19 protein-coding genes and 1 pseudogene are annotated in these 23948 nt (G+C 71.7%); 12 read left to right on the forward strand and 8 right to left on the reverse strand.

Annotated elements, in window-relative coordinates; genetic code table 11:
• Positions 1–37: 37 nt before the first annotated feature.
• From HNR57_RS39570 to HNR57_RS16895, 6 genes are all read right to left on the reverse strand, one after another.
• Positions 38–220, reverse strand: coding sequence for a hypothetical protein (locus tag HNR57_RS39570; RefSeq protein WP_079129072.1), 183 nt, complete (start codon positions 218–220; stop codon positions 38–40).
• Positions 221–348: 128 nt separating this feature from the next.
• A complete protein-coding gene (locus tag HNR57_RS16875) occupies positions 349–1287 on the reverse strand; it encodes an alpha/beta fold hydrolase (protein ID WP_184560814.1) in 939 nt (312 codons plus the stop codon).
• Complete coding sequence (locus HNR57_RS16880; protein WP_184560815.1) at positions 1284–1772, reverse strand: phage holin family protein; 489 nt, start codon at positions 1770–1772, stop codon at positions 1284–1286. Before HNR57_RS16880 ends, HNR57_RS16875 begins: the two co-directional genes overlap by 4 nt.
• A gap of 120 nt (positions 1773–1892) precedes the next feature.
• The gene (gene nhaA, locus HNR57_RS16885; protein ID WP_184560816.1) at positions 1893–3329 is read right to left on the reverse strand and encodes a Na+/H+ antiporter NhaA; all 1437 of its coding nucleotides are present in this window, start codon (positions 3327–3329) and stop codon (positions 1893–1895) included.
• 197 nt (positions 3330–3526) lie between these two features.
• Positions 3527–5482, reverse strand: coding sequence for an acetate--CoA ligase (gene acs / locus HNR57_RS16890; protein ID WP_184560817.1), 1956 nt, complete (start codon positions 5480–5482; stop codon positions 3527–3529).
• Positions 5483–5975: 493 nt separating this feature from the next.
• Entirely contained in the window at positions 5976–8345 is a 2370-nt protein-coding gene (locus tag HNR57_RS16895; RefSeq protein WP_184560818.1) for a bifunctional SulP family inorganic anion transporter/carbonic anhydrase, read from the reverse strand.
• Positions 8346–8634: 289 nt separating this feature from the next.
• On the opposite strand from HNR57_RS16895, the gene HNR57_RS16900 reads away from it, so the two are divergent.
• Entirely contained in the window at positions 8635–9903 is a 1269-nt protein-coding gene (locus HNR57_RS16900) for a polysaccharide deacetylase family protein (RefSeq protein ID WP_184560819.1), read from the forward strand.
• 90 nt (positions 9904–9993) lie between these two features.
• Complete coding sequence (locus HNR57_RS16905; RefSeq protein ID WP_184560820.1) at positions 9994–10818, forward strand: Fic family protein; 825 nt, start codon at positions 9994–9996, stop codon at positions 10816–10818.
• Positions 10819–11152: 334 nt separating this feature from the next.
• Here HNR57_RS16905 and HNR57_RS16910 read toward each other — a convergent pair whose 3' ends face one another.
• On the reverse strand, positions 11153–11986 hold the full coding sequence (locus HNR57_RS16910) for an HAD family hydrolase (RefSeq protein ID WP_184560821.1): 834 nt from the start codon (positions 11984–11986) through the stop codon (positions 11153–11155).
• A gap of 575 nt (positions 11987–12561) precedes the next feature.
• Between HNR57_RS16910 and ssd the strand changes: the two genes are divergently transcribed.
• The 7 genes and pseudogenes from ssd to HNR57_RS16945 all read left to right on the forward strand — a co-directional run.
• The gene (gene ssd, locus HNR57_RS16915) at positions 12562–13674 is read left to right on the forward strand and encodes a septum site-determining protein Ssd (RefSeq protein ID WP_184560822.1); all 1113 of its coding nucleotides are present in this window, start codon (positions 12562–12564) and stop codon (positions 13672–13674) included.
• The gene (locus tag HNR57_RS16920) at positions 13671–14885 is read left to right on the forward strand and encodes a TadA family conjugal transfer-associated ATPase (RefSeq protein ID WP_184560823.1); all 1215 of its coding nucleotides are present in this window, start codon (positions 13671–13673) and stop codon (positions 14883–14885) included. Before ssd ends, HNR57_RS16920 begins: the two co-directional genes overlap by 4 nt.
• Positions 14882–15754, forward strand: a complete 873-nt coding sequence (locus HNR57_RS16925) for a type II secretion system F family protein (protein WP_184560824.1) — start codon at positions 14882–14884, stop codon at positions 15752–15754. Before HNR57_RS16920 ends, HNR57_RS16925 begins: the two co-directional genes overlap by 4 nt.
• Positions 15751–16545, forward strand: coding sequence for a type II secretion system F family protein (locus HNR57_RS16930; RefSeq protein WP_184560825.1), 795 nt, complete (start codon positions 15751–15753; stop codon positions 16543–16545). The genes HNR57_RS16925 and HNR57_RS16930 overlap by 4 nt, the downstream gene beginning before the upstream one ends.
• A gap of 70 nt (positions 16546–16615) precedes the next feature.
• Positions 16616–16825, forward strand: a complete 210-nt coding sequence (locus tag HNR57_RS16935; protein ID WP_078899406.1) for a DUF4244 domain-containing protein — start codon at positions 16616–16618, stop codon at positions 16823–16825.
• Positions 16812–17171, forward strand: a complete 360-nt coding sequence (locus tag HNR57_RS16940) for a TadE family type IV pilus minor pilin (protein ID WP_184560826.1) — start codon at positions 16812–16814, stop codon at positions 17169–17171. The genes HNR57_RS16935 and HNR57_RS16940 overlap by 14 nt, the downstream gene beginning before the upstream one ends.
• A gap of 167 nt (positions 17172–17338) precedes the next feature.
• Positions 17339–17743 (forward strand): annotated as a pseudogene (locus HNR57_RS16945) (Rv3654c family TadE-like protein); the annotation flags it as partial.
• Here HNR57_RS16945 and sftH read toward each other — a convergent pair.
• On the reverse strand, positions 17634–20162 hold the full coding sequence (sftH, locus tag HNR57_RS16950; RefSeq protein ID WP_184560827.1) for a DNA 3'-5' helicase SftH: 2529 nt from the start codon (positions 20160–20162) through the stop codon (positions 17634–17636). The pseudogene HNR57_RS16945 and the gene sftH sit on opposite strands and share 110 nt — an antisense overlap.
• A 78-nt stretch (positions 20163–20240) precedes the next feature.
• On the opposite strand from sftH, the gene bldG reads away from it, so the two are divergent.
• From bldG to HNR57_RS16965, 3 genes are all read left to right on the forward strand, one after another.
• The gene (bldG, locus tag HNR57_RS16955; RefSeq protein WP_003991900.1) at positions 20241–20582 is read left to right on the forward strand and encodes an anti-sigma factor antagonist BldG; all 342 of its coding nucleotides are present in this window, start codon (positions 20241–20243) and stop codon (positions 20580–20582) included.
• Positions 20583–20704: 122 nt separating this feature from the next.
• Positions 20705–21142, forward strand: a complete 438-nt coding sequence (locus HNR57_RS16960) for an ATP-binding protein (protein ID WP_184560828.1) — start codon at positions 20705–20707, stop codon at positions 21140–21142.
• A 274-nt stretch (positions 21143–21416) separates the two neighbouring features.
• Positions 21417–23822 (forward strand): sodium-translocating pyrophosphatase, encoded by a 2406-nt coding sequence (locus HNR57_RS16965; protein ID WP_184560829.1) that lies wholly within the window; start codon positions 21417–21419, stop codon positions 23820–23822.
• The last annotated feature ends 126 nt before the right edge of the window (positions 23823–23948 follow it).

Here is a 23948-nt window from a genome sequence, read left to right on the forward strand (position 1 = left end):
CGGCAGGTGCCGGGGCGTCACTCGCGAGGGTGACGCCTCAGTCGCGTGTGTGGCGCAGACGTACGGAGACCCAGCGGGCCCGGCGGCGGAGGATGCGCGGGATCCCCACCCTGGGATCCGCGGTCACCATCTGCGGTGCGCCGCTTCGCTGGTGGGGGTTCGTACCGCTCGCCGAGCGGCGATTGCGGGTTGCGTCACTGTAGTCGTGCGTCCAGCCCATACCCCGACGTGTGCCCCCGCCCCATGGTCGATAACCGCGCCCGGGGCGTCCAATTGGCCTATGCGCCGGGCAATTGGCCGTTCGTCAGACAAGCGTTCACGTGCCGGTGACCGGGCGAGGCCGACCGGTCACCGGTCGGGTTCGGGATCCCGGAGCCAGTTGATGAGTTCCGAGGAGAACGCGACCGGGTCCTCCTCGTGCGGGAAGTGACCGAGGCCGTCGAACAGGCGCCAGCGGTAGGGGGCTTCGACGTACTCGCCGGACCCGGCCGCGCTGCGCGTGCGCATCACGGGGTCGAGCGAGCCGTGCAGATGCAGGGTCGGCACGCGCACGGGCCGCTTCATCCGCCGGTTGAACTGGATGCCGTCGGGGCGGGCCAGGGAACGCACCATCCAGCGGTACGGCTCGACCGCGCAGTGCGCCGCGGAGGGGATGCACATGGCGCGGCGGTACGTCTCCAGCGCCTCGTCCTCGGGCGGGCGCGGCCCGGACCACTCCTGGATCAGCTCCGCCACGAGCGCCCCGTCGTCGGCGGTGAGCTGCCGCTCCGGGATCCAGGGGCGCTGGAACCCCCAGATGTGTGAACCGGCGCGGCTCTGCTTGACGTCCCTCAGCATGGCCGAGCGCCAGCGCCGCGGGTGCGGCATGGACGCGACCGCCAGCCGCCGCACCAGCTTGGGGCGCATCGCCGCCGCCGTCCACGCGAGGTATCCGCCCAGGTCGTGGCCGACCAGCGCGGCATCCGGCTCGCCGAGGGAGCGGATGACGCCGGTGACGTCGAGCGCGAGGTTGGCGGGGTCGTAGCCGCGCGGTGTGCGGTCGCTGCCGCCGACGCCCCGCAGGTCCATGGCGACGGCCCGGAAACCCGCGTCGGCGAGCGCCACGAGCTGGTGCCGCCAGGTCCACCAGAACTGCGGGAAGCCGTGCAGCAGCAGCACCAGCGGCCCGTCGCCGAGCTCGGCGATGTGGAAGCGGGCGCCGTTGGCGGCGACGTCGCGATGGCTCCAGGGGCCGTCGAGCAGGACGGCCGGAGCCGGTGGTGCCGGGGGTGTGTCGGGGTCCGTCATGACGACGAGCGTGCCACAGCCTCGATGGCCTCGGGGACCCGGTCCTGCGGGAGCTCCGGCCGCGGGTGCGGCTTGGCCTTCTGCAGCACGACGGCGCTCTCCTTCATCGACGCGGCGACCTTCTGCGGGCCCTTGCCCTTCTTGGCCTTCTTCGCGAAGGTCACGCCGATCAGCGCGAGTACCCCGGCGACGAGCACGTTCGCCGCGAACGACAGCAGGAAGCAGACCGCGAGGTTCCAGTCGCTCCAGGTGCGGATGCCGTACGCCAGCGCGAAGTTCAGCATCGGCAGGGAGAAGATCAGCACCGCGCCGGCCGCCGAGAAGGCGCCTCCGCTGGTCGCGCCCCGCTTCACGTCCTGCCTGAGCTGCGCCTTCGCCAGCGCGATCTCGTCGTGCACCAGCGCCGACATTTCCGCTGTCGCCGAGGCGAACAGCTGGCCGATGCTGCGTTCGGCGCCGACCGGGCTGCCGTCGGGTGCGCTCATCGCGGTCTCCCTCTTCTGCGTACGGTCCGTTGTCCGCGTCTTGTCCCTGACCCGCCACAGTCGTCCGGCCGGGCACGGTCCGACTGCGTAAGGTCCCGTCTTTTGTACCGTCTCGTCAGATCATGCCGGACGATGGTGGTCCTCGCCTGCCCCGCCCGGTACTTCGGCAAGCCCGTGGTGTGCGGTTGCCTTCTCCCGGGCGATCCGGCGGTGGTCGGCGGCCTTGCGCTCGTAGAGGGCGGCGAGCCGCAGGTGGTAGGCGGGGTCGTCCTCCTCGTAGACGTCCGGGACGCCGTCGGCGTCCTCGTCGCGCTCCTCGTCCTCCCACAGCCGGCGGTACTTGGCGTTCCGCATCTTCAGCAGAACGGTCGCGAGTGTCGCGGCGATCAGCGAGCCCAGCAGGACGGCTGCCTTGACCTCGTTGGTCATCGCCTGATCGCCGTCGAAGGCGAGTTCACCGATGAGCAGCGACACGGTGAAGCCGATGCCGGCGAGACTCGCCACAGCGAACACGTCGGCCCAGGCGAGGTCGTCGCTGAGCGAGGCGCGGGTGAAACGGGCCGCCAGCCACGTCCCGCCGAAGATGCCGAGCGTCTTGCCGACGACGAGCCCGAGGACGACGCCGAGAGTCTCGGGCGTGCTGAACACGTCGGCGAGCGCCCCGCCGGACACCACGACCCCCGCGCTGAACAACGCGAACAACGGCACCGCCAGCCCCGCCGACAGCGGCCGCACGAGGTGCTCGATGCGCTCGCCAAGGGAGCGGTCCTCCCCCTCGCGGCGGTGGCAGCGCAGCATCAGGCCCATGGCGACACCGGCGACGGTGGCGTGGATGCCGCTGTTGTACATCAGCGCCCAGACGACGAGGGCGAGCGGCACGTACACGTACCAGCCGCGGACGCCCGCCCGCAGCAGCACCCAGAAGAGCAGCAGCCCGGCGACGGAGCCGCCGAGCGCGGCGAAGTTCAGGTCGGCGGTGAAGAAGACGGCGATGATCAGGATCGCGAAGAGGTCGTCGACGACGGCGAGTGTGAGCAGGAAGGCCCGCAGCGCGCTCGGCAGGGAGGTGCCGATGACGGCGAGCACGGCGAGCGCGAAGGCGATGTCGGTGGCGGTCGGCACGGCCCAGCCGTCCAGGGAGCCGCCGCCGGCGACCGCGGTGACGGTGTAGACGAGCGCCGGTACGGCCATGCCGCACAGGGCGGCGACGACCGGCAGCGCGGCGGCCTTCGGGTCGCGCAGGTCACCCGCCACGAGTTCCCGCTTGAGTTCGATCCCGGCGACGAAGAAGAAGATCGCCAGCAGTCCGTCGGCGGCCCAGTGCGCGACGGACAGGTCGAGGCCGAGGGCGGCGGGGCCGATGTGGAAGTGGGAGACGCTCTCGTAGCTGTCGTGCAGCGCGGGGATGTTCGCCCAGAGCAGCGCGGTGACCGCGGCGGCGAGCAGCAGTACCCCGCCGACGGTCTCGGTGCGCAGCGCGTTGGCCACATAGGTCCGCTCGGGCAATGACAGCCGACCGAGGACCTTACGGGGGGTGGTGGGGCGGGGCGCGGTCACGGGGGAGACCTCCGGTCGATGGGCAGGGCGGAACACCTGCCGACCAGACTTCCCGGCGCACCATGGAGCACTTGTTTTGCTTAGTTTAGGTAAGCGTACGGCTGTGCGCATCCCGCGGCCCTCGCCGCTGGTGCGTCCTGACGGAGGGCACCCGCTGATGGGTGCCCTCCGTCAGCTCCGCCATGCCGGTGCCGCGATCAGTCCTCGCTGGCCGCGGCGGGCAGCTTGGCCTGGATGAGGTCCATGACCGTGGAGTCGGTCAGCGTGGTGACGTCGCCCAGCTGGCGGTTCTCGGCGACGTCACGCAGCAGACGGCGCATGATCTTGCCGGAGCGGGTCTTGGGCAGCTCCGCCACCGGCAGGATCCGCTTGGGCTTGGCGATCGGGCCGAGGGTGTTGCCGACGTGGGTGCGCAGCTCGGCGACCAGGTCCTCGGTCTCCGAGGCCGTACCGCGCAGGATCACGAATGCGACGATCGCCTGCCCGGTGGTCTCGTCCGCGGCGCCGACCACGGCCGCCTCGGCGACCGAGGGGTGGGAGACCAGGGCCGACTCGACCTCCGTGGTGGAGATGTTGTGCCCGGAGACGAGCATGACGTCGTCGACCCGGCCGAGCAGCCAGATGTCGCCGTCGTCGTCCTTCTTGGCGCCGTCTCCGGCGAAGTACTTGCCCTCGAAGCGCGACCAGTACGTGTCGATGAATCGCTGGTCGTCGCCCCAGATGGTGCGCAGCATCGACGGCCACGGCTCGGTCAGCACCAGGTAGCCGCCACCGCCGTTCGGCACCTCGTTGGCCTCGTCGTCGACGACCGTCGCGGAGATGCCGGGCAGCGGCGTCTGCGCGGAGCCGGGCTTGGTCGCGGTCACGCCCGGCAGCGGGGTGATCATCATCGAGCCGGTCTCGGTCTGCCACCAGGTGTCGACCACCGGGGTGCGGTCGCCGCCGATGTTCTTGCGGTACCAGATCCACGCCTCGGGGTTGATCGGCTCGCCCACCGAGCCCAGCACGCGCAGGCTGGACAGGTCGAACTTGGCGGGGATGTCGTCGCCCCACTTCATGAACGTACGGATCGCGGTCGGCGCGGTGTAGAGGATCGTGACGCCGTACTTCTGGACGATCTCCCAGAAGCGGCCCTGGTGCGGGGTGTCGGGCGTGCCCTCGTACATGACCTGCGTCGCGCCGTTCGCCAGCGGGCCGTAGACGATGTAGGAGTGTCCGGTGACCCAGCCGACGTCGGCCGTGCACCAGTACACGTCCGTCTCCGGCTTGAGGTCGAAGACCGCGTTGTGGGTGTAGGCGGTCTGTGTCAGGTAGCCGCCGGAGGTGTGCAGGATGCCCTTCGGCTTACCCGTGGTGCCCGAGGTGTAGAGGATGAACAGCGGGTGCTCGGCGTTGAAGGCCTGCGGGGTGTGCTCCGCGTTCTGCCGCCCCACCAGGTCGTGCCACCACACGTCGCGGCCCTCGGTGAAGGCGACCTCCTGGCCCGTGCGGCGTACGACCAGCACGTGCTCGACGATGCCCGCCTTCTCGACCGCCTCGTCCACGGCCGGCTTGAGCGCGGACGGCTTGCCGCGCCGGTAACCGCCGTCGGCGGTGATGATCACGCGCGCGTCGGCGTCCTGGATGCGGGTGGCGAGGGCGTCCGAGGAGAAGCCGCCGAAGACGACGGAGTGCGCGGCGCCGATCCGGGCGCAGGCCAGCATCGCGATCGCCGTCTCGGGGATCATCGGCATGTAGACGGCGACCCGGTCGCCCGCCTGGACTCCCAGCTCCACAAGGGCGTTGGCGGCTTTGGAGACCTCGTCCTTGAGCTCGGCGTAGGTGATCGCGCGGCTGTCGCCGGGCTCGCCCTCGAAGTGGATGGCGACCCGGTCGCCGTGACCGGCCTCCACGTGCCGGTCGACGCAGTTGTAGGCGACGTTGAGTTCGCCGTCCTTGAACCACTTGGCGAACGGCGGGTTCGACCAGTCGAGGGTCTCGGTGGGCTCCTTGGCCCAGGTCAGCCGACGGGCCTGCTCGGCCCAGAAGCCGAGCCTGTCAGCCTTGGCCTGTTCATACGCCTCCGCCGTGACGTTGGCGTTCGCTGCCAGGTCGGCGGGGGGTGCGAACCTGCGCTCTTCCTTGAGCAGGTTGGCCAGGCTTTCGTTGCTCACGGCATCTGCCTTTCCCAGGGTGTCCGTTGTGTCCCAGGCCACAGCTCATCAGACCCGAGGGTGCGATGACAAGGGCCGACCGCCGATTGGTTTAGACCTGTCGGGCGGTGCTGTCGGGGACCGGGGTCATCCGTACCCACGGACGCCGACCAGGGAAAGTTCACTGCGGGTGCCGCCCGTCACCCGAAGCTCGGGTGGGTTGTGGGAAGTCGGGGCGTGTTCGGGGGAGGCGGGTGGCCGGGTGGCTCGGCGATGGGGCGGCGGCGGTCGGCAGCTTGTGAGGGCGCTGCGGTGGGGCGGACGGTCGCGGCCTGCTGGGGGCGGTCGTGCGAGGCGGGGGCCTGACACCTACTCGGGTGCTCGGGTGAAGCCGGGGCCCGGAAGCCTGCCGGGGCGGTCCGCTGCGACGGGCCGTCGGGTGTGCCCCCGGCTCGATCGGGAGCACACCCTCAACCCGTGCCGAGCCATCGCACACCCGGGCCCGGCGTCCGGCTCACGCCGTCAGGTCCGACTCCCGTACCCGGTCGAAGACCCCTCCGGTATCCGTCTCGGTGAGCAGATACGCCTCGGCCTCGCCCACGTGGAAGTACATCCCGTGCAGCTCCAGGGTGCCCTCGTCGAGGGCCCGGGCGACCGAGTCGTGGGCGCGCAGGTGTTCCAGCTGCTGGACGACGTTCGTCAGGGAGAGCTGCTCGACCGCGTCCTCGGGGTGGCGTCCGGCCAGCTTGCCCCAGGGCAGACTCGCGTCGGCCATGCGCTCCAGGCTCGGCAGCCCGTGCCGCAGCCACCGCTTCAGCGGGGTCCGGGCGCCGCCGGGCTCGGAGTCGAGCAGCGCCTGCATGGCGCCGCAGCCCGAGTGTCCGCACACCGTGATGGACCGCACCCTGAGCACGTCCACGGCGTACTCGATGGCGGCGGCCACCGAGTCGTCGCCGCTCTCCTCGCCCGGGCGTGGCACGAGGTTGCCGACGTTGCGCACGACGAACAGGTCCCCCGGACCACTGGAGGTGATCATCGACGTGACCAGCCGGGAGTCCGCGCAGGTCAGGAAGAGCTGCGAAGGCCGCTGCCCCTCACGTGCCAGCCGGGCCAGCTCGCTGCGCACCAGGGGCGCGGTGTTGCGCTGGAACGCGCTGATGCCACGCACGAGTTCGTGCCCCCTGGCTCCACCGGTGCCCGTCGGCTCCGTCTCGGCGCGGTCCGACCCGTCCGGGTTCTTCTCAGGCGGGGGTGCGGACTGAGGGCCGTCGCACTGGTGGTTGCGCCAGGGCGTCCAGGGCCGGCAACGGCAGTCGGTGCCGGACTGGGGCTCGGAGATGCGGGTGCCGGGATGCCGGCCGGTGATCTCGACGGTGCCGCCCTGCGCGGTGTGCGTCTTCTGCCAGTCCTGCAACGTCTCGTACGCCGCGTGGTCCATGAACGACCCGTCCAGCTCGACGACGGTGTCGGCACCGTGAGGCACGAGATGCAGGGCCCGGCTGAGCCGTGGCACCGCGAGGAACGTCAACTGCCCTCTGACGTGGACGTGGTGGACTCCTTCCTTCTCCTCGTGCGTGATGCGAGTGCGGGTGAGGCGGTGCAGGGCGACGCCGACGGCCATGGCGATGCCGAGCGCCACGCCCTCCAGGACGCCGAGGGAGACCACGCCGAGGGTGGTGACGGCGTAGACCCAGACTTCCCGGTGGCGGGTCACCGTGCGGATGTGGTTCAGGGAGACCATCTGGACGCCGACGGCCATCACCAGGGCGGCGAGCGAGGCCAGCGGGATGAGCTCCAGGATCGGGACCATCAGCAGCGCGGCGATCACTACGAGAACGCCGTGCAGCATCGTGGAGTTCCGGCTGACGGCACCCGCGTGCACATTCGCCGAACTCCGCACGGCCACACCGGCGATGGGCAGTCCGCCGAGCGAGCCGGAGACGATGTTGGCGGCGCCCTGCCCGAGCAGTTCGCGGTCGAGGTTGGAGCGCCCGACGCGGGGCGACAGGCCGGGCCGGCCGGCCACCAGCTTGTCCACGGCTACGGCGCCGAGCAGTGACTGCACGCTGCACACCAGGGTGGTGGTGAGCACGGCGGCGACCAGCCCGAGCACGGGGCCCTCGGGGAGCCCGGCCAGGGCATGGTTGCTCCAGGACGGCAGGTCGACCTTGGGCAGGCGGAGCCCGGCGAGGGCGGCGGCCGCGGTGGCTCCGGCGACGGCGACGAGCGCGGCCGGGACCTTGCGCAGCAGGAGTCCGGCCCGGCCGGGCAGTCTCGGCCAGAGCAGCAGCAGCGCCAGGGTCAGCACGCTCACGGACACCGACTCGGGACGCATGTCCGCCAGCTGGGCGGGCAGCGCGCGGAGGTTGTCCGGGACGGAACTCTGCGGTGTGCCGCCGAGCATGATGTGCAGCTGGGCGACGGCGATGGTGACGCCGATCCCGGCGAGCATGCCGTGCACGATGGCGGGGCTGACGGCGAGAGCGCCACGGGCCACGCGCAGGCAGCCCAGGCCCAGTTGGGCGAGGCCGGCGAGGACGGTGATGGCGCAGGTCGTCCGCCAGCCGTAGCGCTGGATGAGGTCGGCGGTGACGACGGTGAGTCCGGCGGCCGGTCCGCTCACCTGGAGCGCGGAGCCGCCGAGCCGCCCGGCGACCAGTCCGCCCACGGCCGCGGCGACGAGGCCGGCCTGGAGGGGGGCGCCGGTGGCGAGGGCGATGCCCAGGGACAGGGGCAGGGCGATCAGGAAGACCGCGATCGAGGCCGACACGTCGGCACCCGCGATCCGGAATCGGCGGGGCCCGGCCGGCGGCGGACTGTGGGGCGGATGGGTGCGTTCGGTCCGGTTCGGGTCGGCGGCGCGTGTGGGGACGCAGGCTGACATGGTTTCCCGTCTCCTCCGGGGCTGCGCGGTCGCGTAACGGTGGGGTCCGCTTCGGGCGGGTTCGGTCGCGGCGGTCACGGTGTAATTCGGCGGGATGAATCAACGCTCGGTAAACGGATCGTAATGCAGAGTAAAGGGCGAGCATAGACTTTACGGGCAAATGGGTGAATACATCACTCTGACGAGTGAAGTGGCTCTTTGATCGGCTTGTCGTACTAATTCCTTCTCGATCTCGTGCGAATTTGGCGGCGCTGTCCGCACCCGAGAGAAGGAAGAAGGTGGGCGGAACATGGCCGCCACCCACAGAATCGCCGCGAGTTCCGTGATCGCCGCGGTCTGCGCCGCATCGCTCGCCGGTTGCGCGACCGGCATCCCCCGGCAAGAAGCCCCCGCCCCGCGGAAACCGGCACCGGCACAGGCGCCGAAGAGCGCGATCCGGCTGATCGGCGACGGCTCGACCGCCTACACCGGCGCCCAGCCGAACCTGCCCAGACCCGAACGCCTGCGGCCCGGCCAGAAGCCCCCGCAGTTCGTCGTCTTCTCCTGGGACGGCGCGGGCGAGGACAGCCAGAAGCTCTTCTCCCACTTCCGCAAGGTCGCCAAGGACAACAACGCGACCATGACGTACTTCCTGAGCGGCGTGTACATGCTGCCGAACGAGCAGCGCGACCGGTACCGGCCCCCGCAACACTCACCGGGGCGCTCCGACATCGGTTTCAACGACCCCAGCGGCATCGCCGCCACCGCGGAGCAGCTGCGCCTGGCGTGGCTGGAGGGCAACGAGATCGGGACCCACTTCAACGGCCACTTCTGCGGCAGCGGCGGCGGCGTGGGCGAGTGGTCGGTCGAGGAGTGGAAGGACGAGATTTTCCAGGCCAAGCAGTTCGTGAAGACCTGGAAGACCAACACCGGCCTGAAGGACGCGCCCCCCCTGCCCTTCGACTACGACAAGGAGCTCATCGGCGCCCGCACGCCCTGCCTCGAAGGCCAGCGCAACTTCATGAGGGCGGCCCGCGACCTGGGCTTCCGCTATGACACCAGTGGCGTGAACGACCAGGTCTGGCCGAAGAAGAAGCAGGGCCTGTGGGACGTGTCCATGCAGCTCGTGCCGTTCCCCGGCCATTCCTTCGAGCAGCTCACCATGGACTACAACTTCATGGTCAACCAGTCGGGCACCAAGACCCAGGGCAACCCCGCCATGCACGACTTCTGGGGCGACCAGATGCGTGACGGCCTGCTCAAGGGCTTCTCACGGGCCTACAACGGCAACCGCGCGCCCCTGATCATCGGCAACCACTTCGAGTCCTGGAACGGCGGCACCTACATGCGGGCCGTCGAGGAGGTCATCGAGACGGTCTGCACCAAGGAGGAGGTGCGCTGCGTCTCGTTCCGGCAGCTCGTGGACTGGCTGGACGCGCAGGACCCGAAGACGCTGGAGAAGCTGCGCACGCTGCAGGTCGGCCAGGCACCCAAGGAGGGCTGGGCGTCCTTCCTGTCGGACCGTCCCGCCCCGGCTCCCAAGGGCGTACCCGGTCCTCCGGCAGCGGCCAGGGGGTAGCCCTCCGGGGTGACGCCGTCAGGCGCACGCGCGCGTGAAGAAGGCCACTCCGCCGTGGGGCCGGGCCCGGGGATGCGTAGGGTCGTACTCATGAGTACAGCAGGCGCGAGCGCCGATCCCCTCGCGGCCCTGGGGGCGCTGCCCGGAGTGGCCGATTCCGTGGAGTCCGTACGCAAGGCCGTGGACCGGGTCTACGGGCACCGGGTCATGCGGCGGCGCAGCAACGCGATCACCTCCGAGGCCGCCCTGCGCGGCGCCCGCGGCTCGGCGGCGCTGTCCGGCGCCGACTGGGCTCTGGAGGAGGTGCGCCGCCGTACGGACTTCAGCGGCGACGACGAGGCCCGCACCGTGGGCGCCGCCCTGCGGCTCACCGCGGAGGCGGGCCAGCTGCTGTCGATCTGGCGGCAGTCGCCCTTGCGGGTGCTGGCCCGGCTGCACCTGGTGGCGGTCGCGGACCAGGGCGACCAGGTGGGGCGCCCCCGCAAGGAGGGCGAGCAGGTCGACGAGCCGCTCGTCGGACTGCCGCTGCCGAGCGCCACCGAGACGCACGGCAGGCTGGACGGACTGGCCGGCCTGATCATCGCGGGCGGCTCGGCACCGGCGCTGGTGACGGCAGCCGTCGTGCACGGCGAACTTCTGGCGCTGCGCCCCTTCACGTCCCACAACGGCCTGGTCGCCCGCACGGCCGAACGCATCGTCCTGGTCGGCAGCGGCCTGGACCCGAAGTCGGTCTGTGCGGCCGAGGTCGGCCACGCCGAGCTGGGACGCGACGCCTATCTGGAAGCCCTCGGCGGGTACGTCTCCGGTACTCCGGAAGGCGTCGCGGCCTGGATCGCCCACTGCGGCAGGGCGGTCGAACTGGGGGCCCGCGAGTCGATGGCCGTGTGCGAGGCGCTGCAGCGCGGAGCGGCGTGACGTCATTCGGCCGGAACAATGATGCGGCGGTACGAGTTCTCGTACCGCCGCTGGCATGAGCATCGGGTTACCAAGCGTCCTCGATATATGCCCATCAGGCCGGGAGCTTTGCCCGTCCCTGGTGCGGCTGGCCCGTATTCGACGGGTCGACGTCGCGTGGGTGCCCGGTGTTCATGCTCGGTCCGTGGGGCCAAATGCGTTAAAAGGTGATCCTCTCGGATGTCCTTGGTCTCGCGGGCCGTTGAGTCCTTTGTACTCCTGCCCCGGAGCAAGCGGAAGTCCAGACTGCACTTCTTTACTTTTGGGTTCACATGGGGCGGCCGGTCGCCGCAGGTCAAGCGGCCGTCGTCCGGCGCCTGTTCGCGTACCAGACGAGTCCCGCGGTGGCAGCGGCGGCGCCTATCGCCGCGACCGCGACCAGCGCCGGGCGCGGCGGCACGGAGAACGCGGGGATGCGCTGCTTGAGGCGGACCGGGCGGTGGAAGTCCAGGATCGGCCATCCGCGCGAGAGAGCCTCGCGGCGCAGTGCCCGGTCCGGGTTCACGGCATGCGGGTTCCCGACGGATTCCAGCATCGGCACATCGGTCGCCGAGTCGCTGTAGGCATAGCAGCGGCTGAGGTCGTAACCCTCGGACTCGGCCAGTTCCCTCACGGCCTCGGCCTTGGTCGGGCCGTAGGCGTAGTACTCCACCTCACCGGTGAAGCAGCCGTCGTCGCCCACGACCATGCGGGTGGCGACCACGCGGTCCGCCCCCAGCAGCTCGCCGATCGGCTCGACCACCTCCGCGCCGGAGGTGGAGACGATCACGACGTCGCGGCCGGCGGTGTGGTGCTCCTCGATGAGCGAGGCGGCCTCGTCGTAGATGATCGGGTCGATCAGGTCGTGCAGCGTCTCGGCGACGATCTCCTTGACCTGCTCCACGTTCCAGCCGCGGCACAGGGCGGACAGATATGCGCGCATGCGCTCCATCTGGTCGTGGTCTGCGCCGCCGGCCAGGAAGACGAACTGGGCATATGCGGTACGCAAGACGGCCCTGCGGTTGATCAGACCGCCTTGGTAGAACGACTTGCTGAACGTGAGCGTGCTCGACTTCGCAATGACCGTCTTGTCCAGGTCAAAGAAGGCAGCTGTGCGGGGCAACGAGTGGTTTTCCACGCCCCAGAGCATAGGGGCAGCCCATTCGGCGTAAGGTGGGGGCGCGTGGGTTTGCCTGAGAAGGCTCTCGGGTACACCATGGAAGTCACGGATCGTTCGCGACCGTGCTAACCCGGCCCGACTCCTCCCCCCCCGAGTCGGCCGTGGGGACGACCCCCGCTCTCCCCCCCGGCGGGGGTCGTCGCATGTCCGGGTGGGTTTTCTCCTCCTTCTCGCGGTCTGCAAGCCGTTCCGATGTCACGTTGCCATGCGACTTGACATGCTCATGATGTGTCACCGTGAGTGGCCGTCGGGCTGCTCTGTGGAAGCCGGGCAGAGGGCCTGAGCGGCTCACCGGTATGGGTGACGGTGATATTCACAACCCCCGGGGCGTCCACAGTTTTCCACCAAGATCCACACGATTTCCGGGATCGCTGCACCGTGATTCCAGCGCGCCCCGCTCGCGGCGAGTTCCTGGCCGGTTCCGAGTACTCAGGGGCGTTTGGCCGGTTTCTGCCGGCCGTTCACAGGGAGGCCGCTTGCCGGCTCTTCCCACGTTTGGGAATCGCGGGGCCGCAGAGGCCGCGCGAGTCATGCAGCGAAGGGGGATGGAAACCGTGGCCGGAACCGTCACACACGACCCGCCGCCGGGCGCCGGAGGGCGGCAGGGCGGACCGCTGATCGTCACCGAGGACACCGAACTCCTCGACGACCTGCTGCGCCTGTGCGCGGCGGCGGGCGCCACACCCGAGGTGCACCACGGGGTGCCGGAGCGCAGGGGCAGCTGGGAGGCCGCGCCGCTCGTCCTGGTCGGCGACGACGCCGCGCGGCGGGTGCGCGGGGCCGTGCGCAGAAGGGGCGTGGTGCTCGTCGGCCGTGACCAGGACGACTCCGGGGTGTGGCGGCGGGCCGTCGAGATCGGGGCCGAGCACGTCCTGATGCTGCCCGACGGCGAGCAGTGGCTGGTCGACCGGATCGCCGACGTGGCCGAGGGCGTCGGCCGGCCCGCTCTCACCGTGGGCGTCATCGGCGGCCGGGGCGGGGCCGGAGCGTCCACGCTCGCGTGCGCCCTCGCCGTCACCTCCGCGCGGGAGGGACTGCGCACCCTCCTCGTGGACGCCGATCCGCTGGGCGGCGGACTCGACGTACTCCTCGGCGGCGAGACGGCCCAAGGGCTGCGCTGGCCGGCGTTCGCCTCCTCGCGCGGCCGGGTCGGCGGGGGCGCCCTGGAGGAGTCGCTGCCCGAACTGCACTCGCTGCGCGTGCTCAGCTGGGACCGCGGCGACCGGATCGCGGTCCCGCCACAGGCGGTGCGCGCGGTCCTCGCGGCGGCCCGGCGCCGGGGCGGTACGGTCGTGGTCGACCTGCCGCGCCGCATCGACGACGGCGTCGCCGAGGTCCTCACCCAGCTGGACGTGGGCGTACTGGTGGTGCCCGCCGAGCTGCGGGCCGTCGCGGCCGCGGGCCGGGTGGCCTCCGCGGTCGGCATGGTCCTGCGGGATCTGCGGGTGGCCGTCCGCGGGCCCTACCCACCGGGGCTCGACGACCGTGAGGTGGCCCGGCTGCTCGGACTCCCCCTGGTCGGCGAGGTACCGGTCGAGCCGGACCTGTCGCGCCCGGACGACGCCACGGCACCACCGGGCGCCACTCCCCGCGGACCGCTCGCCCGGTTCTGCAGGGAGTTCTGGGAGCGGGCGCTCGTCGAGGCGGGTACGGCATGAGCACCCTGGCCGGAATCGAAGGCGCGGCGCTCCTCGACGGAGTGCGGCGGTGGCTGGCCGAGAGCGGCGCCGATCCGACGCCCGCGCGCGTGGCGCAGGCTCTGCGGGAACAGGGGCGGGTCCTCGGGGACGCCGAAGTCCTGGGAGCCGCAGCACAGTTGCGGTCCGAACTGGTCGGCAGCGGGCCGCTGGAGCCGCTCCTCGCCGATCCGTCGGTGACGGACGTGCTGGTGTCGGCCCCCGACCGGGTCTGGGTGGACCGGGGCGGGGGACTGGAGCTGACGCCGGTGCGCTTCGCGGACGCGGCGGCCGTACGACGGCTCGCGCAGCGCCTCGCGGCGGTGGCCGGGCGCCGCCTGGACGACGCCCGGCCCTGGGCCGACGCCCGGCTGCCCGACGGGACCCGGCTGCACGCGGTGCTGCCGCCGGTGGCCGTGGGCTGCGCCTGCCTGTCACTGCGGGTCGTTCGGCCGCGTGCCTTCACGCTCGGCGAGCTGGTCGAGGCGGGCACGGTGCCGCCGGGCGGGGACCGCATGCTGCGCGCCCTGGTCGACGCCCGGCTCTCGTTCCTCGTCAGCGGCGGCACCGGCACCGGCAAGACCACGCTGCTCAGTGCCCTGCTGGGGCTGGTGGGACCGGACGAGCGGATCGTCCTCGCCGAGGACTCGGCGGAACTGCGGCCCGACCATCCGCACGTCGTCCGGCTGGAGACCAGACCCGCCAACCAGGAGGGCGCGGGCCTCGTGACTCTGGAGGACCTGGTGCGCCAGGCGCTGCGGATGCGGCCGGACCGGCTGGTCGTGGGTGAGGTGCGCGGGCCCGAAGTGGTGCATCTGCTGGCCGCGTTGAACACCGGCCACGAAGGCGGCTGCGGAACCGTGCACGCCAACGCCGCCACCGATGTACCGGCCCGGCTGGAGGCGCTCGGCACGGCCGCCGGGCTCGACCGGGCCGCGCTGCACAGCCAGTTGGCGGCCGCCCTCTCCGTGGTGCTGCACCTGGTGCGCGACCGCTCCGGGCGGCGCCGGATCGCCGAGGTGCACGTGCTGGAGCGGGACCCGTCGGGCCTGGTGCGGACGGTACCGGCGCTGCGGTGGGGAGCGGAGGCGTTCGTGCGTGAGCGGGGGTGGGAGCGGCTGCGGGGGCTGCTCCGGGGCGGGGCGAGCGGGAGCGGGCCGGGTGGGGCCGGGGTGGGAGGTGGTGAGTCATGACGGGGGTGGACGAGATGTCGATGGGCGCGGCCGTGGCATGCGTGGGAGCGGCTGTCTGGCTGCTGGGTGAGCGTCAGGAGGCGGCGCGACGGGCGCGGCTGCTGCTCGCGGGCGGCGGTGCGCCAGGGAGCGGGCCGCCCGGTTGGCGGCGGATGGCCGGTGAACTGCGGCACGTCCGTGAGCGGCTGAGGCCCGAGTGGTGGTCGCCGGTGGCCGGGCTGGTCCTGGCGGTGCTCGGGGTGTCGGTGCTGCCGGCCGTCCTGGGCGCGGCCGGGGTGCCGCTGTTGCGGCGGGCCCGGCTGGCCGGCCGGGCGCGGCGGGACCGGGAGCGCCGGGCCGACGCGGTGGTCGCGTTGTGCGGGGCGCTCGCCGGCGAGGTGCGGGCCGGACGGCAGCCGGGTGAGGCGCTGTTGCGGGCCGCGCGGGACTGCGGCGGACTCGCGGACGCGCAGGCGACGGTGCTGGCGGCGGCACGGTTCGGTGGTGACGTGCCGGACGCGCTCGCCACGGCGGCCCGGCAACCGGGTGCCGAGGGGCTGCGGGGACTGGCGGCGTGCTGGCGGGTCGCCGTGGACCAGGGTGCCGGGCTCGCCGCCGGGCTCGACCGGCTGGCCGCCGCTCTGCGCGCCGAACGGGACCAGCGATCCGATCTGCGGGCCCAGTTGGCGGGCGCCCGGGCCACGGCGGTGATGCTCGCCGGGCTGCCCGCGCTGGGGCTGCTCATCGGCACCGCCCTCGGGGCCGATCCCCTGCACGTGCTCCTGCACACCGGGGCGGGGCTGGGCTGCCTGGCGGCCGGCGGGGTCCTGGAGGGCCTGGGCCTGTGGTGGGTGCAGCGGATCGTGCGAGGCGCGGAGGCGGCGGCATGAGCAGCGCAGAAGTTGTCCACAGGCTGGGGGCGGCCGTGGGGATCGTGCTGGCCTGCGGATGGCTTGCGCGGTGGCTGGTGGAGGCCCGGCGGCGCCGGAGGATGCGCCGGCGGCTGGCCGAGCTGTCGGGCATCAGGGAAGCGACCGGTCCCGTCCCACGGCGGGCATGGCGCGGGGCCGCGCGGACGTGGCTGGCCCCGGTGGGCGTGGCGTGCGCCGGATGGGTGATTGCCGGAGGTTTCACCGGGGCCGCGGTGGGACTGGCCGGCGCCGTGGGGTGGTGGCGGTGGCGGCTCGGGCAGGAGACGGCCAGGGCGGCCCCGGGGACACCCGACATCGCCGAGGCCGCACGCCAACTGCCCTTGGCCGCCGACCTGCTGTCGGCCTGCATCGCTGCGGGCGCAGGCCCGGTGATCGCCGCGCAGGCGGTGGGTGAGGCCCTGGGCGGCCCGGTCGGCGACGCCCTCGCCCGGGGTGCGGCGGAGGTGCGGCTGGGCGGCGAACCGGGCTCGGCCTGGAAGAGGTTGGGTGCCGTCCCGGGCGCCGGAGGCCTGGCACGGCTGCTGGAACGGGCCGATGTGTCCGGGCTGCCCGCCGCGGTACCGGTCGCCCGGCTCGCCGCGGAGGCCCGGGCCGACTGGGGCCGTGCCGCTACGGCCCGGGCCCGGCGAGCGGGCGTGACGGTCAGTGCGCCGGTCGGGCTGTGCTTCCTGCCCGCGTTCATCGCCGTCGGCGTGCTGCCCGTGGTGATCGGGCTCGCCGGCGGGGTGCTCGGAGGGGGTGGTGGATGACGCGGCGACCGACCGGAAGCAAGTGAGTGATGAGCAGAGGAAATTCGGACTCTTTCCCACGGGGGTTGAGATGTATCAGGCGGTACGGGCACGGCTGCGTGCCCTGGTGTGCGGGATGCGTGCGGCGCGGAGGGACGCGGGGATGGTCACCTCCGAGTACGCGATGGGAATCGTCGCGGCGGTGGCGTTCGCGGTGGTGCTCTACAAGGTCGTCACGAGCGGCCCGGTCAGCGCGGAGCTGCAGAACATCGTGAAGGAAGCCCTCAATGCGCGGATGTGAGCGGGGCGCGGACCGGGGGTTCGTCACGGCGGAGTCGGCCGTGGTGCTGCCCGTCCTGGTGATGTTCGCGATGGCGCTGGTGTGGGGGCTGCTGGTCGTGGCCGCGCAGATCCAGTGCGTGGACGCGGCGCGGACGGGTGCGCGTGCGGCGGCCCGCCAGGACCCGCCCGGCGCGGTCGTGAGGCTGACCCGCGAGGCGGCGCCGCCGGGCGCGAAGGTCACCGTCAGCCGGGACGCGGAGTACGTCCGGGTGGTCGTCGTGGCCGAGCCGCCGGTGCTGCGCGGTCTGTCCTTCGCCGTGCGCGAGGAGGCCGTGGCGTCGGTGGAGGAGGCGGTGGGCACGTGAGACGGGGCCGAAGGAAGGCCGTGAGTGACCGGGCATCGGCCACCGCCCGGTGCGCCGGCCCGAACGGCGGGGCCGTCGCCGTCTGCGGGGCCGGCTCGGAACGGGAGTCCGCCGGTGTCCGGGGTGTCGGCTGGGGCCGGTGGTCCGCCGGCGGCTGGGGTGACGGCTCGGACCGGGGGTCCGCCAGCGTCTGGAGTGTCGGGGCGATCGCCGTCCTGTGCGTGGTGTTCGGTGCCGTGCTCGCGCTCGGGCAGGCCGTCGTGATCCGCCATCGTGCGGCGGGCGGTGCGGATCTCGCGGCGCTCGCCGCGGCGGACCACTGGGCCGACGGTGGCACGGCTGCCTGTGCCCGGGCCGGCCGGGTGGCCCGGGCACAGGGCGTGCGGCTCCTGCGGTGCGAGGTCGCCGGGCAGATCTCGGACGTGACGGCGGCGTCGGGACGCGGGCCGTTCACGGCGGAGGTCAGGGCCCGGGCGGGGCCTCCGACGGGTCTGCCGGATCTCCCGGCGGCTGCTCAGGTGCCTCGTCCGCCGTTTCCTTCTCCTCGGGAGCCCCCTCCAGCAGCACCGTGAGGAGCCGCACGGCCCCCCTCTTGTGCAGCGGGTCGTTGCCGTTGCCGCACTTGGGGGACTGGATGCAGGACGGGCAGCCGGTGTCGCACTCGCAGGAGGCGATGGCCTGGCGGGTGGCGGTCAGCCAGGTGCGGGCGGTGTGGAAGGCGCGCTCCGCGAAGCCCGCGCCACCCGGATGGCCGTCGTAGACGAAGACCGTGGGCAGGAGCGTGTCGGGGTGGAGCGGGATCGACACGCCGCCGATGTCCCAGCGGTCGCAGGTGGCGAAGAGGGGCAGCAGGCCGATCGACGCGTGTTCGGCGGCGTGCAGGGAACCGCCGAGGATCTCCGGGTTGATCCGGGCCCGGTCCAGCTGGTCCTCGGTGACGGTCCACCACACGGCGCGGGTGCGCAGCGTACGAGGAGGGAGGTCGAGTCTGGTCTCACCGAGCACTTCACCGGTGATGAGCCGTCTGCGGAGGTACGAGACGACCTGGTTGGTCACCTCGACGGAGCCGTAGCAGAGGCGGCCGTCACCCCAGGGGATCTCGACGTCCGTCTCCAGGACGGAGATCGACGTCGTGTCGCGGGCGACCGTGGAGTAGGGCGGGGCGGCCTCCTCGACGAGGGCGACGGAGTCCTCCAGGTCCAGCGACCGCACCAGGTACGTGCGGCCCTGGTGGAGGTGGACCGCCCCCTCGTGCACCGTCGAGGGCGCGGCGCCCGCGTCGACCGTGCCGAGCAGCCGGCCCGTGCCGGTCTCGACGACCTGGACCGGGCGTCCGCCCTCACCGCGGATGTCGGTCAGGTCGGCGGCGCGCTCACGGCGGGTCCAGTGCCAGGCCCGGGTGCGGCGGCGCAGCAGCTTCGCGGCCTCCAGCTGGGGCAGGAGGCTTTCGCCGGCCGGGCCGAACAGCTCGAGGTCCTCGTCCGTCAGGGGCAGCTCCGCGGCGGCCGCGCACAGGTGCGGGGCCAGCACGTAGGGGTTGTCCGGGTCGAGGACGGTCGATTCGACGGGCTGGTCGAACAGGGCCTCGGGGTGGTGGACGAGGAAGGTGTCCAGCGGGTCGTCGCGGGCGACCAGGACGGCCAGGGCGCCCTGCCCGGACCGTCCGGCCCGGCCCGCCTGCTGCCACAGGGAGGCCCGCGTGCCCGGGTAGCCGGCGATGACGACGGCGTCGAGGCCGGAGATGTCGATGCCGAGTTCGAGGGCGTTCGTCGCGGCGAGGCCCAGTAGTTCACCCGAATGGAGGGCTTGTTCGAGAGCGCGGCGTTCCTCGGGGAGATAGCCGCCCCGGTACGCCGCGACACGCCCGGCCAGCGACCGGTCGACCTCGGCGAGTCGCTCCTGGGAGATGACCGAGATCAGCTCGGCGCCGCGCCGGGAGCGGACGAAGGCGACCGAGCGCACGCCCTGCACGGTGAGGTCGGTCAGCAGGTCGGCGGCCTCGGCGGTGGCCGTGCGGCGGACGGGGGCGCCCTTCTCGCCGTGCAGCTCGGTCAGCGGCGGCTCCCAGAGGGCGAAGACCAGCTCACCGCGCGGGGAGGCGTCGTCGGCCACCTCCAGCACCGGCACACCGGTCAGGCGGCGGGCGGCCACCGCGGGCTCGGCGGCGGTCGCGGAGGCCAGCAGGAACACGGGCGACGCGCCGTAGCGGGCGCACAGCCGGCGCAGTCTGCGCAGCACCTGGGCGACGTGCGAGCCGAAGACGCCCCGGTAGGTGTGGCACTCGTCGATGACGACGTACTTCAGCGACTTCAGGAAGGAGGACCAGCGGGGGTGGGACGGCAGGATGCCGCGGTGCAGCATGTCCGGGTTGGTCAGGACGTAGTTGCCGTACTGGCGGATCCACTCGCGTTCCTCGAACGGAGTATCGCCGTCGTACACGGCCGCGCGAACGGAATGGCCCAGGGGATGTGAAAGTTCCTTCACGGAACGGCACTGGTCCGCCGCGAGCGCCTTGGTGGGGGCCAGGTAGAGGGTGGTCGCGCCGCGGCCGTTCGGAGCCTCGGCGCCCTCCACCAGGGCGGACAGGACCGGCACGAGGTAGGCCAGGGACTTGCCGGAGGCCGTGCCGGTCGCGACGACGACCGAGTCGCCGTCCAGGGCGTGCTCCGCCGCGCGTGCCTGGTGGGCCCAGGGATGCTCGATGCCCGCGGCTCGCACGGCCGCGACGACCTCGGCGCGGATCCGGTCCGGCCAGACGGCATGCCGACCCTCACGTGGGGGCAAGTGCTCCGTATGAGTAATGCGCGAAGCCCTGCCCGGACCGGACGCGAGCCGGTCCAGGACCGCGTCCGGCGCGGGTCGGGGGGCAGGGTCCGTCCGGGTTCGATCGGATCGGTGATTCTTGGCCATCGGCACCGAGTGTGTCACTGGCGTGACGGACAATGGAGCCAAGGCGTCGTGCACGCCTGCCGGTAAGCGATTGAATGCCATCGCGGCTGGCGAAGCGTCCAGGGGCTGAAGCCGAATGCCCCCAGGGCGACCGCTCGATAGCAAGGTGCTGGAGGATCCGTGGACCTGTCCCTGTCGACCGAAACCATGGGCGATCGCACGATCGTCAGGGTCGGTGGCGAAATCGACGTATATACCGCGCCCAAGTTGCGCGAGCAGTTGGTCGAGCTGGTGAACGACGGCAGTTTCCACCTTGTCGTCGACATGGAGGGCGTGGACTTCCTCGACTCCACCGGGCTCGGCGTACTGGTCGGCGGCCTGAAGCGCGTGCGTGCCCATGAGGGCTCCCTGCGCCTGGTCTGCAACCAGGAGCGCATTCTGAAGATCTTCCGTATCACCGGCCTCACCAAGGTGTTCCCGATTCACACCTCGGTCGAGGAAGCGGTTGCGGCCACCGACTGACACCGGACCCGGGCCACGCGCCCGGGCCGGCCGTCGTTCGGCAGAAGTGAAGACCGAGGGGACCCGGGCTTTCGGCGGCCCGGAGCCTCCCGACAGCACGCCCGTAGTTGCGAGGGGGATGCATGGCCACCGTTGAGCTCCGCTTCAGCGCGCTGCCCGAGCACGTCAGGACCGCCCGGCTGGTGGCGGCAGCGGTGGCGCGCAGGGCCGGAGTGGACGAGGCCGTCCTCGACGAGGTCAGGCTCGCCGTCGGCGAGGCGTGTACCCGCGCCGTCGGACTGCACCAGATCGGCGGGATCTCGGCACCGGTGAAGGTGCTGCTGATCGAGGAGGAGAAGCAGTTCTCCATCGAGGTCGGCGACGAGGCCCCGCACGCGGTGGCCGGCGGGGGCGCCTCCGGTGGTGGCCCCGGCGACGCCGACGGTGAGGCCGACGAGGACGAGATGGGCCTCGCGGTCATCAGCGGCCTCGTCGACGACGTCGAGGTCAGCGCGGGAGAGCACGGCGGGCTGATCAAGATGACCTGGCCGACCACGCCGCCGCCGACGATCCTGGTCTGACCCCGCCACCGCACACTGTTCATCCGAAGGGCCCCACCACCCGTGGGGCCCTTCGTCATGTGCGGGTGTCAGTGATCGCCTTTACAGTAGTTCCTGTGCCGTTCATCGCGTGAATTCGTTCACGATCATTCGCGCGCTCTCCGGCAGCCTCGGAATGCTTTCAAGGCATTACCTCGGAAGTCCAATTCCGTTTATCGCGCTCTGTTTTGATCAGGTTCCGGTACCTACAATCCCGTCCACATCTTGAGCTCAGCCCAAGCGTCAAGGAGGACGAATGGCGGGGCTTTCCCTCTCACAACAGTCGGGCCATCCCACCGACCTCGCAGCCGCCGTACTGACCGATGGCAACCGCGTCCTCATCGCGGTCATCGCGGTCGTCGCACTGGCGGCACTGGCGGTCGCGGGCGTCCTGGTACGCCAGGTGCTCGCGGCCGGCGAGGGCACCGACAGCATGAAGAAGATCGCGGCGGCGGTCCAGGAAGGCGCGAACGCCTATCTGGCACGTCAGCTGCGCACGCTCGGCGTATTCGCCGTGGTCGTGTTCTTCCTGCTCATGCTGCTGCCCGCGGACGACTGGAATCAGCGTGCCGGACGGTCGGTGTTCTTCCTGATCGGAGCGGCGTTCTCGGCGGCCACCGGCTATATCGGCATGTGGCTCGCCGTGCGCAGCAATGTGCGTGTCGCCGCGGCGGCGCGTGAAGCGACCCCGGCGGCAGGCGAGCCGGAAAAGGATCTGACCGCGGTTTCCCACAAGGCGATGAAGATCGCCTTTCGCACGGGCGGCGTGGTCGGCATGTTCACGGTGGGCCTCGGCCTGCTCGGTGCCTCCTGCGTGGTGCTGGTCTACGCGGCCGACGCGCCGAAGGTGCTGGAGGGCTTCGGCCTCGGGGCGGCGCTCATCGCGATGTTCATGCGTGTCGGCGGCGGCATCTTCACCAAGGCCGCCGACGTCGGCGCCGACCTGGTCGGCAAGGTCGAACAGGGCATTCCGGAGGACGACCCGCGCAATGCCGCGACCATCGCCGACAACGTGGGCGACAACGTCGGAGACTGCGCGGGCATGGCGGCCGACCTCTTCGAGTCGTACGCCGTGACCCTGGTCGCCGCGCTGATCCTCGGCTCGGCGGCCTTCGGCGACGCCGGGCTCGGTTTCCCGCTGCTCGTGCCGGCGATCGGTGTGATCACCGCCATGATCGGCATCTTCGCGGTCGCACCCCGGCGCGCCGACCGTAGCGGCATGAGCGCCATCAACCGCGGGTTCTTCATCTCCGCGGTGATCTCGCTGGTGCTGGTGGCGGTGGCCGTCTTCGTCTACCTGCCGGGGAAGTACTCCGAGCTCGACGGCGTCACCGACGCCGCGATCCTGGGCAAGGACGGCGACCCGCGGGTCCTCGCGCTCGTCGCGGTGGCCATCGGCATCGTGCTCGCCGCCGTGATCCAGCAACTGACCGGCTACTTCACCGAGACCACCCGCCGGCCCGTCAGGGACATCGGCAAGAGCTCGCTCACCGGCCCGGCCACCGTCGTCCTCGCCGGTATCTCCGTCGGTCTCGAATCAGCCGTCTACACCGCCCTGTTGATCGGCCTCGGTGTGTACGGGGCGTTCCTGCTCGGCGGCACGTCCATCATGCTGGCGCTGTTCGCGGTGGCGCTGGCCGGCACCGGCCTGCTCACCACGGTCGGTGTGATCGTCGCGATGGACACCTTCGGGCCGGTCTCCGACAACGCGCAGGGCATCGCGGAGATGTCCGGTGACGTCGAGGGGGCGGGCGCGCAGGTGCTGACCAACCTGGACGCGGTCGGCAACACCACCAAGGCGATCACCAAGGGCATCGCGATCGCCACGGCCGTGCTCGCGGCGGCGGCCCTGTTCGGGTCGTACCGCGACGCGATCTTCACCGGCGCGCGGGACGTCGGCGAGAAACTCAGCGGGGAAGGCGCCCCGATGAGTCTGATGATGGACATCTCGCAGCCCAACAACCTCGTGGGTCTCATCGCCGGCGCGGCGGTCGTCTTCCTCTTCTCGGGGCTGGCGATCAACGCCGTGTCACGGTCGGCGGGTTCGGTGGTCTACGAGGTGCGGCGGCAGTTCCGCGAGAAGCCCGGGATCATGGACTACAGCGAGAAACCGGAGTACGGCAAGGTCGTCGACATCTGCACCAAGGATGCCCTGCGCGAGCTGGCCACCCCCGGTCTGCTGGCCGTGATGGCGCCCATCTTCATCGGGTTCACGCTCGGCGTCGGGGCGCTCGGCGCGTTCCTGGCGGGCGCGATCGGCGCGGGCACGCTGATGGCGGTGTTCCTCGCCAACTCCGGTGGCGCCTGGGACAACGCCAAGAAACTCGTCGAGGACGGCCACCACGGCGGCAAGGGCAGTGAGGCCCACGCGGCGACCGTGATCGGAGACACGGTCGGCGACCCCTTCAAGGACACCGCGGGCCCCGCGATCAACCCGCTGCTGAAGGTCATGAACCTGGTGGCGTTGCTCATCGCGCCCGCGGTGATCAAGTTCTCCTACGGGCCGGACAAGAGCATCGGGGTGCGGATTCTGGTCGCCGTCCTCACGTTCCTCGTGATCGCCGGGGCGGTGTACGTGTCAAAGCGGCGCGGTATCGCCATGGGTGACGAAGACAACGCCGGTTCGGCACCCAAGTCGGCCGATCCGGCGGTGGTTTCGTAGGGAGGTTTCCGAGCCCCAGCTCAAGGTGCGGGCGGGCGGCGCGCGTTGACGCGTCGCCCGCCCGCGCTGTGTGGGTACACGATCACGCGTGAGCCTTATCTCGCTTGGTGCAAAAGGTTACAAAAC

Origin of the sequence: Streptomyces paradoxus, from assembly GCF_014202475.1 — a bacterium.
Taxonomy (GTDB): Bacteria; Actinomycetota; Actinomycetes; order Streptomycetales; family Streptomycetaceae; genus Streptomyces; species Streptomyces paradoxus.

Bases quoted from the DNA above. Each gene is read 5' to 3' on its own strand.
- HNR57_RS39570 (WP_079129072.1), bottom strand. From the start codon at position 220: ATGGGCTGGACGCACGACTACAGTGACGCAACCCGCAATCGCCGCTCG.
- HNR57_RS16875 (WP_184560814.1), bottom strand. From the start codon at position 1,287: ATGACGGACCCCGACACACCCCCGGCACCACCGGCTCCGGCCGTCCTG.
- HNR57_RS16880 (WP_184560815.1), bottom strand. From the start codon at position 1,772: ATGAGCGCACCCGACGGCAGCCCGGTCGGCGCCGAACGCAGCATCGGC.
- HNR57_RS16895 (WP_184560818.1), bottom strand. From the start codon at position 8,345: ATGTCAGCCTGCGTCCCCACACGCGCCGCCGACCCGAACCGGACCGAA.
- HNR57_RS16900 (WP_184560819.1), top strand. From the start codon at position 8,635: ATGGCCGCCACCCACAGAATCGCCGCGAGTTCCGTGATCGCCGCGGTC.
- HNR57_RS16905 (WP_184560820.1), top strand. From the start codon at position 9,994: ATGAGTACAGCAGGCGCGAGCGCCGATCCCCTCGCGGCCCTGGGGGCG.
- HNR57_RS16910 (WP_184560821.1), bottom strand. From the start codon at position 11,986: ATGCTCTGGGGCGTGGAAAACCACTCGTTGCCCCGCACAGCTGCCTTC.
- ssd (WP_184560822.1), top strand. From the start codon at position 12,562: ATGGAAACCGTGGCCGGAACCGTCACACACGACCCGCCGCCGGGCGCC.
- HNR57_RS16920 (WP_184560823.1), top strand. From the start codon at position 13,671: ATGAGCACCCTGGCCGGAATCGAAGGCGCGGCGCTCCTCGACGGAGTG.
- HNR57_RS16925 (WP_184560824.1), top strand. From the start codon at position 14,882: ATGACGGGGGTGGACGAGATGTCGATGGGCGCGGCCGTGGCATGCGTG.
- HNR57_RS16930 (WP_184560825.1), top strand. From the start codon at position 15,751: ATGAGCAGCGCAGAAGTTGTCCACAGGCTGGGGGCGGCCGTGGGGATC.
- HNR57_RS16935 (WP_078899406.1), top strand. From the start codon at position 16,616: ATGTATCAGGCGGTACGGGCACGGCTGCGTGCCCTGGTGTGCGGGATG.
- HNR57_RS16940 (WP_184560826.1), top strand. From the start codon at position 16,812: ATGCGCGGATGTGAGCGGGGCGCGGACCGGGGGTTCGTCACGGCGGAG.
- sftH (WP_184560827.1), bottom strand. From the start codon at position 20,162: ATGGCATTCAATCGCTTACCGGCAGGCGTGCACGACGCCTTGGCTCCA.
- HNR57_RS16960 (WP_184560828.1), top strand. From the start codon at position 20,705: ATGGCCACCGTTGAGCTCCGCTTCAGCGCGCTGCCCGAGCACGTCAGG.
- HNR57_RS16965 (WP_184560829.1), top strand. From the start codon at position 21,417: ATGGCGGGGCTTTCCCTCTCACAACAGTCGGGCCATCCCACCGACCTC.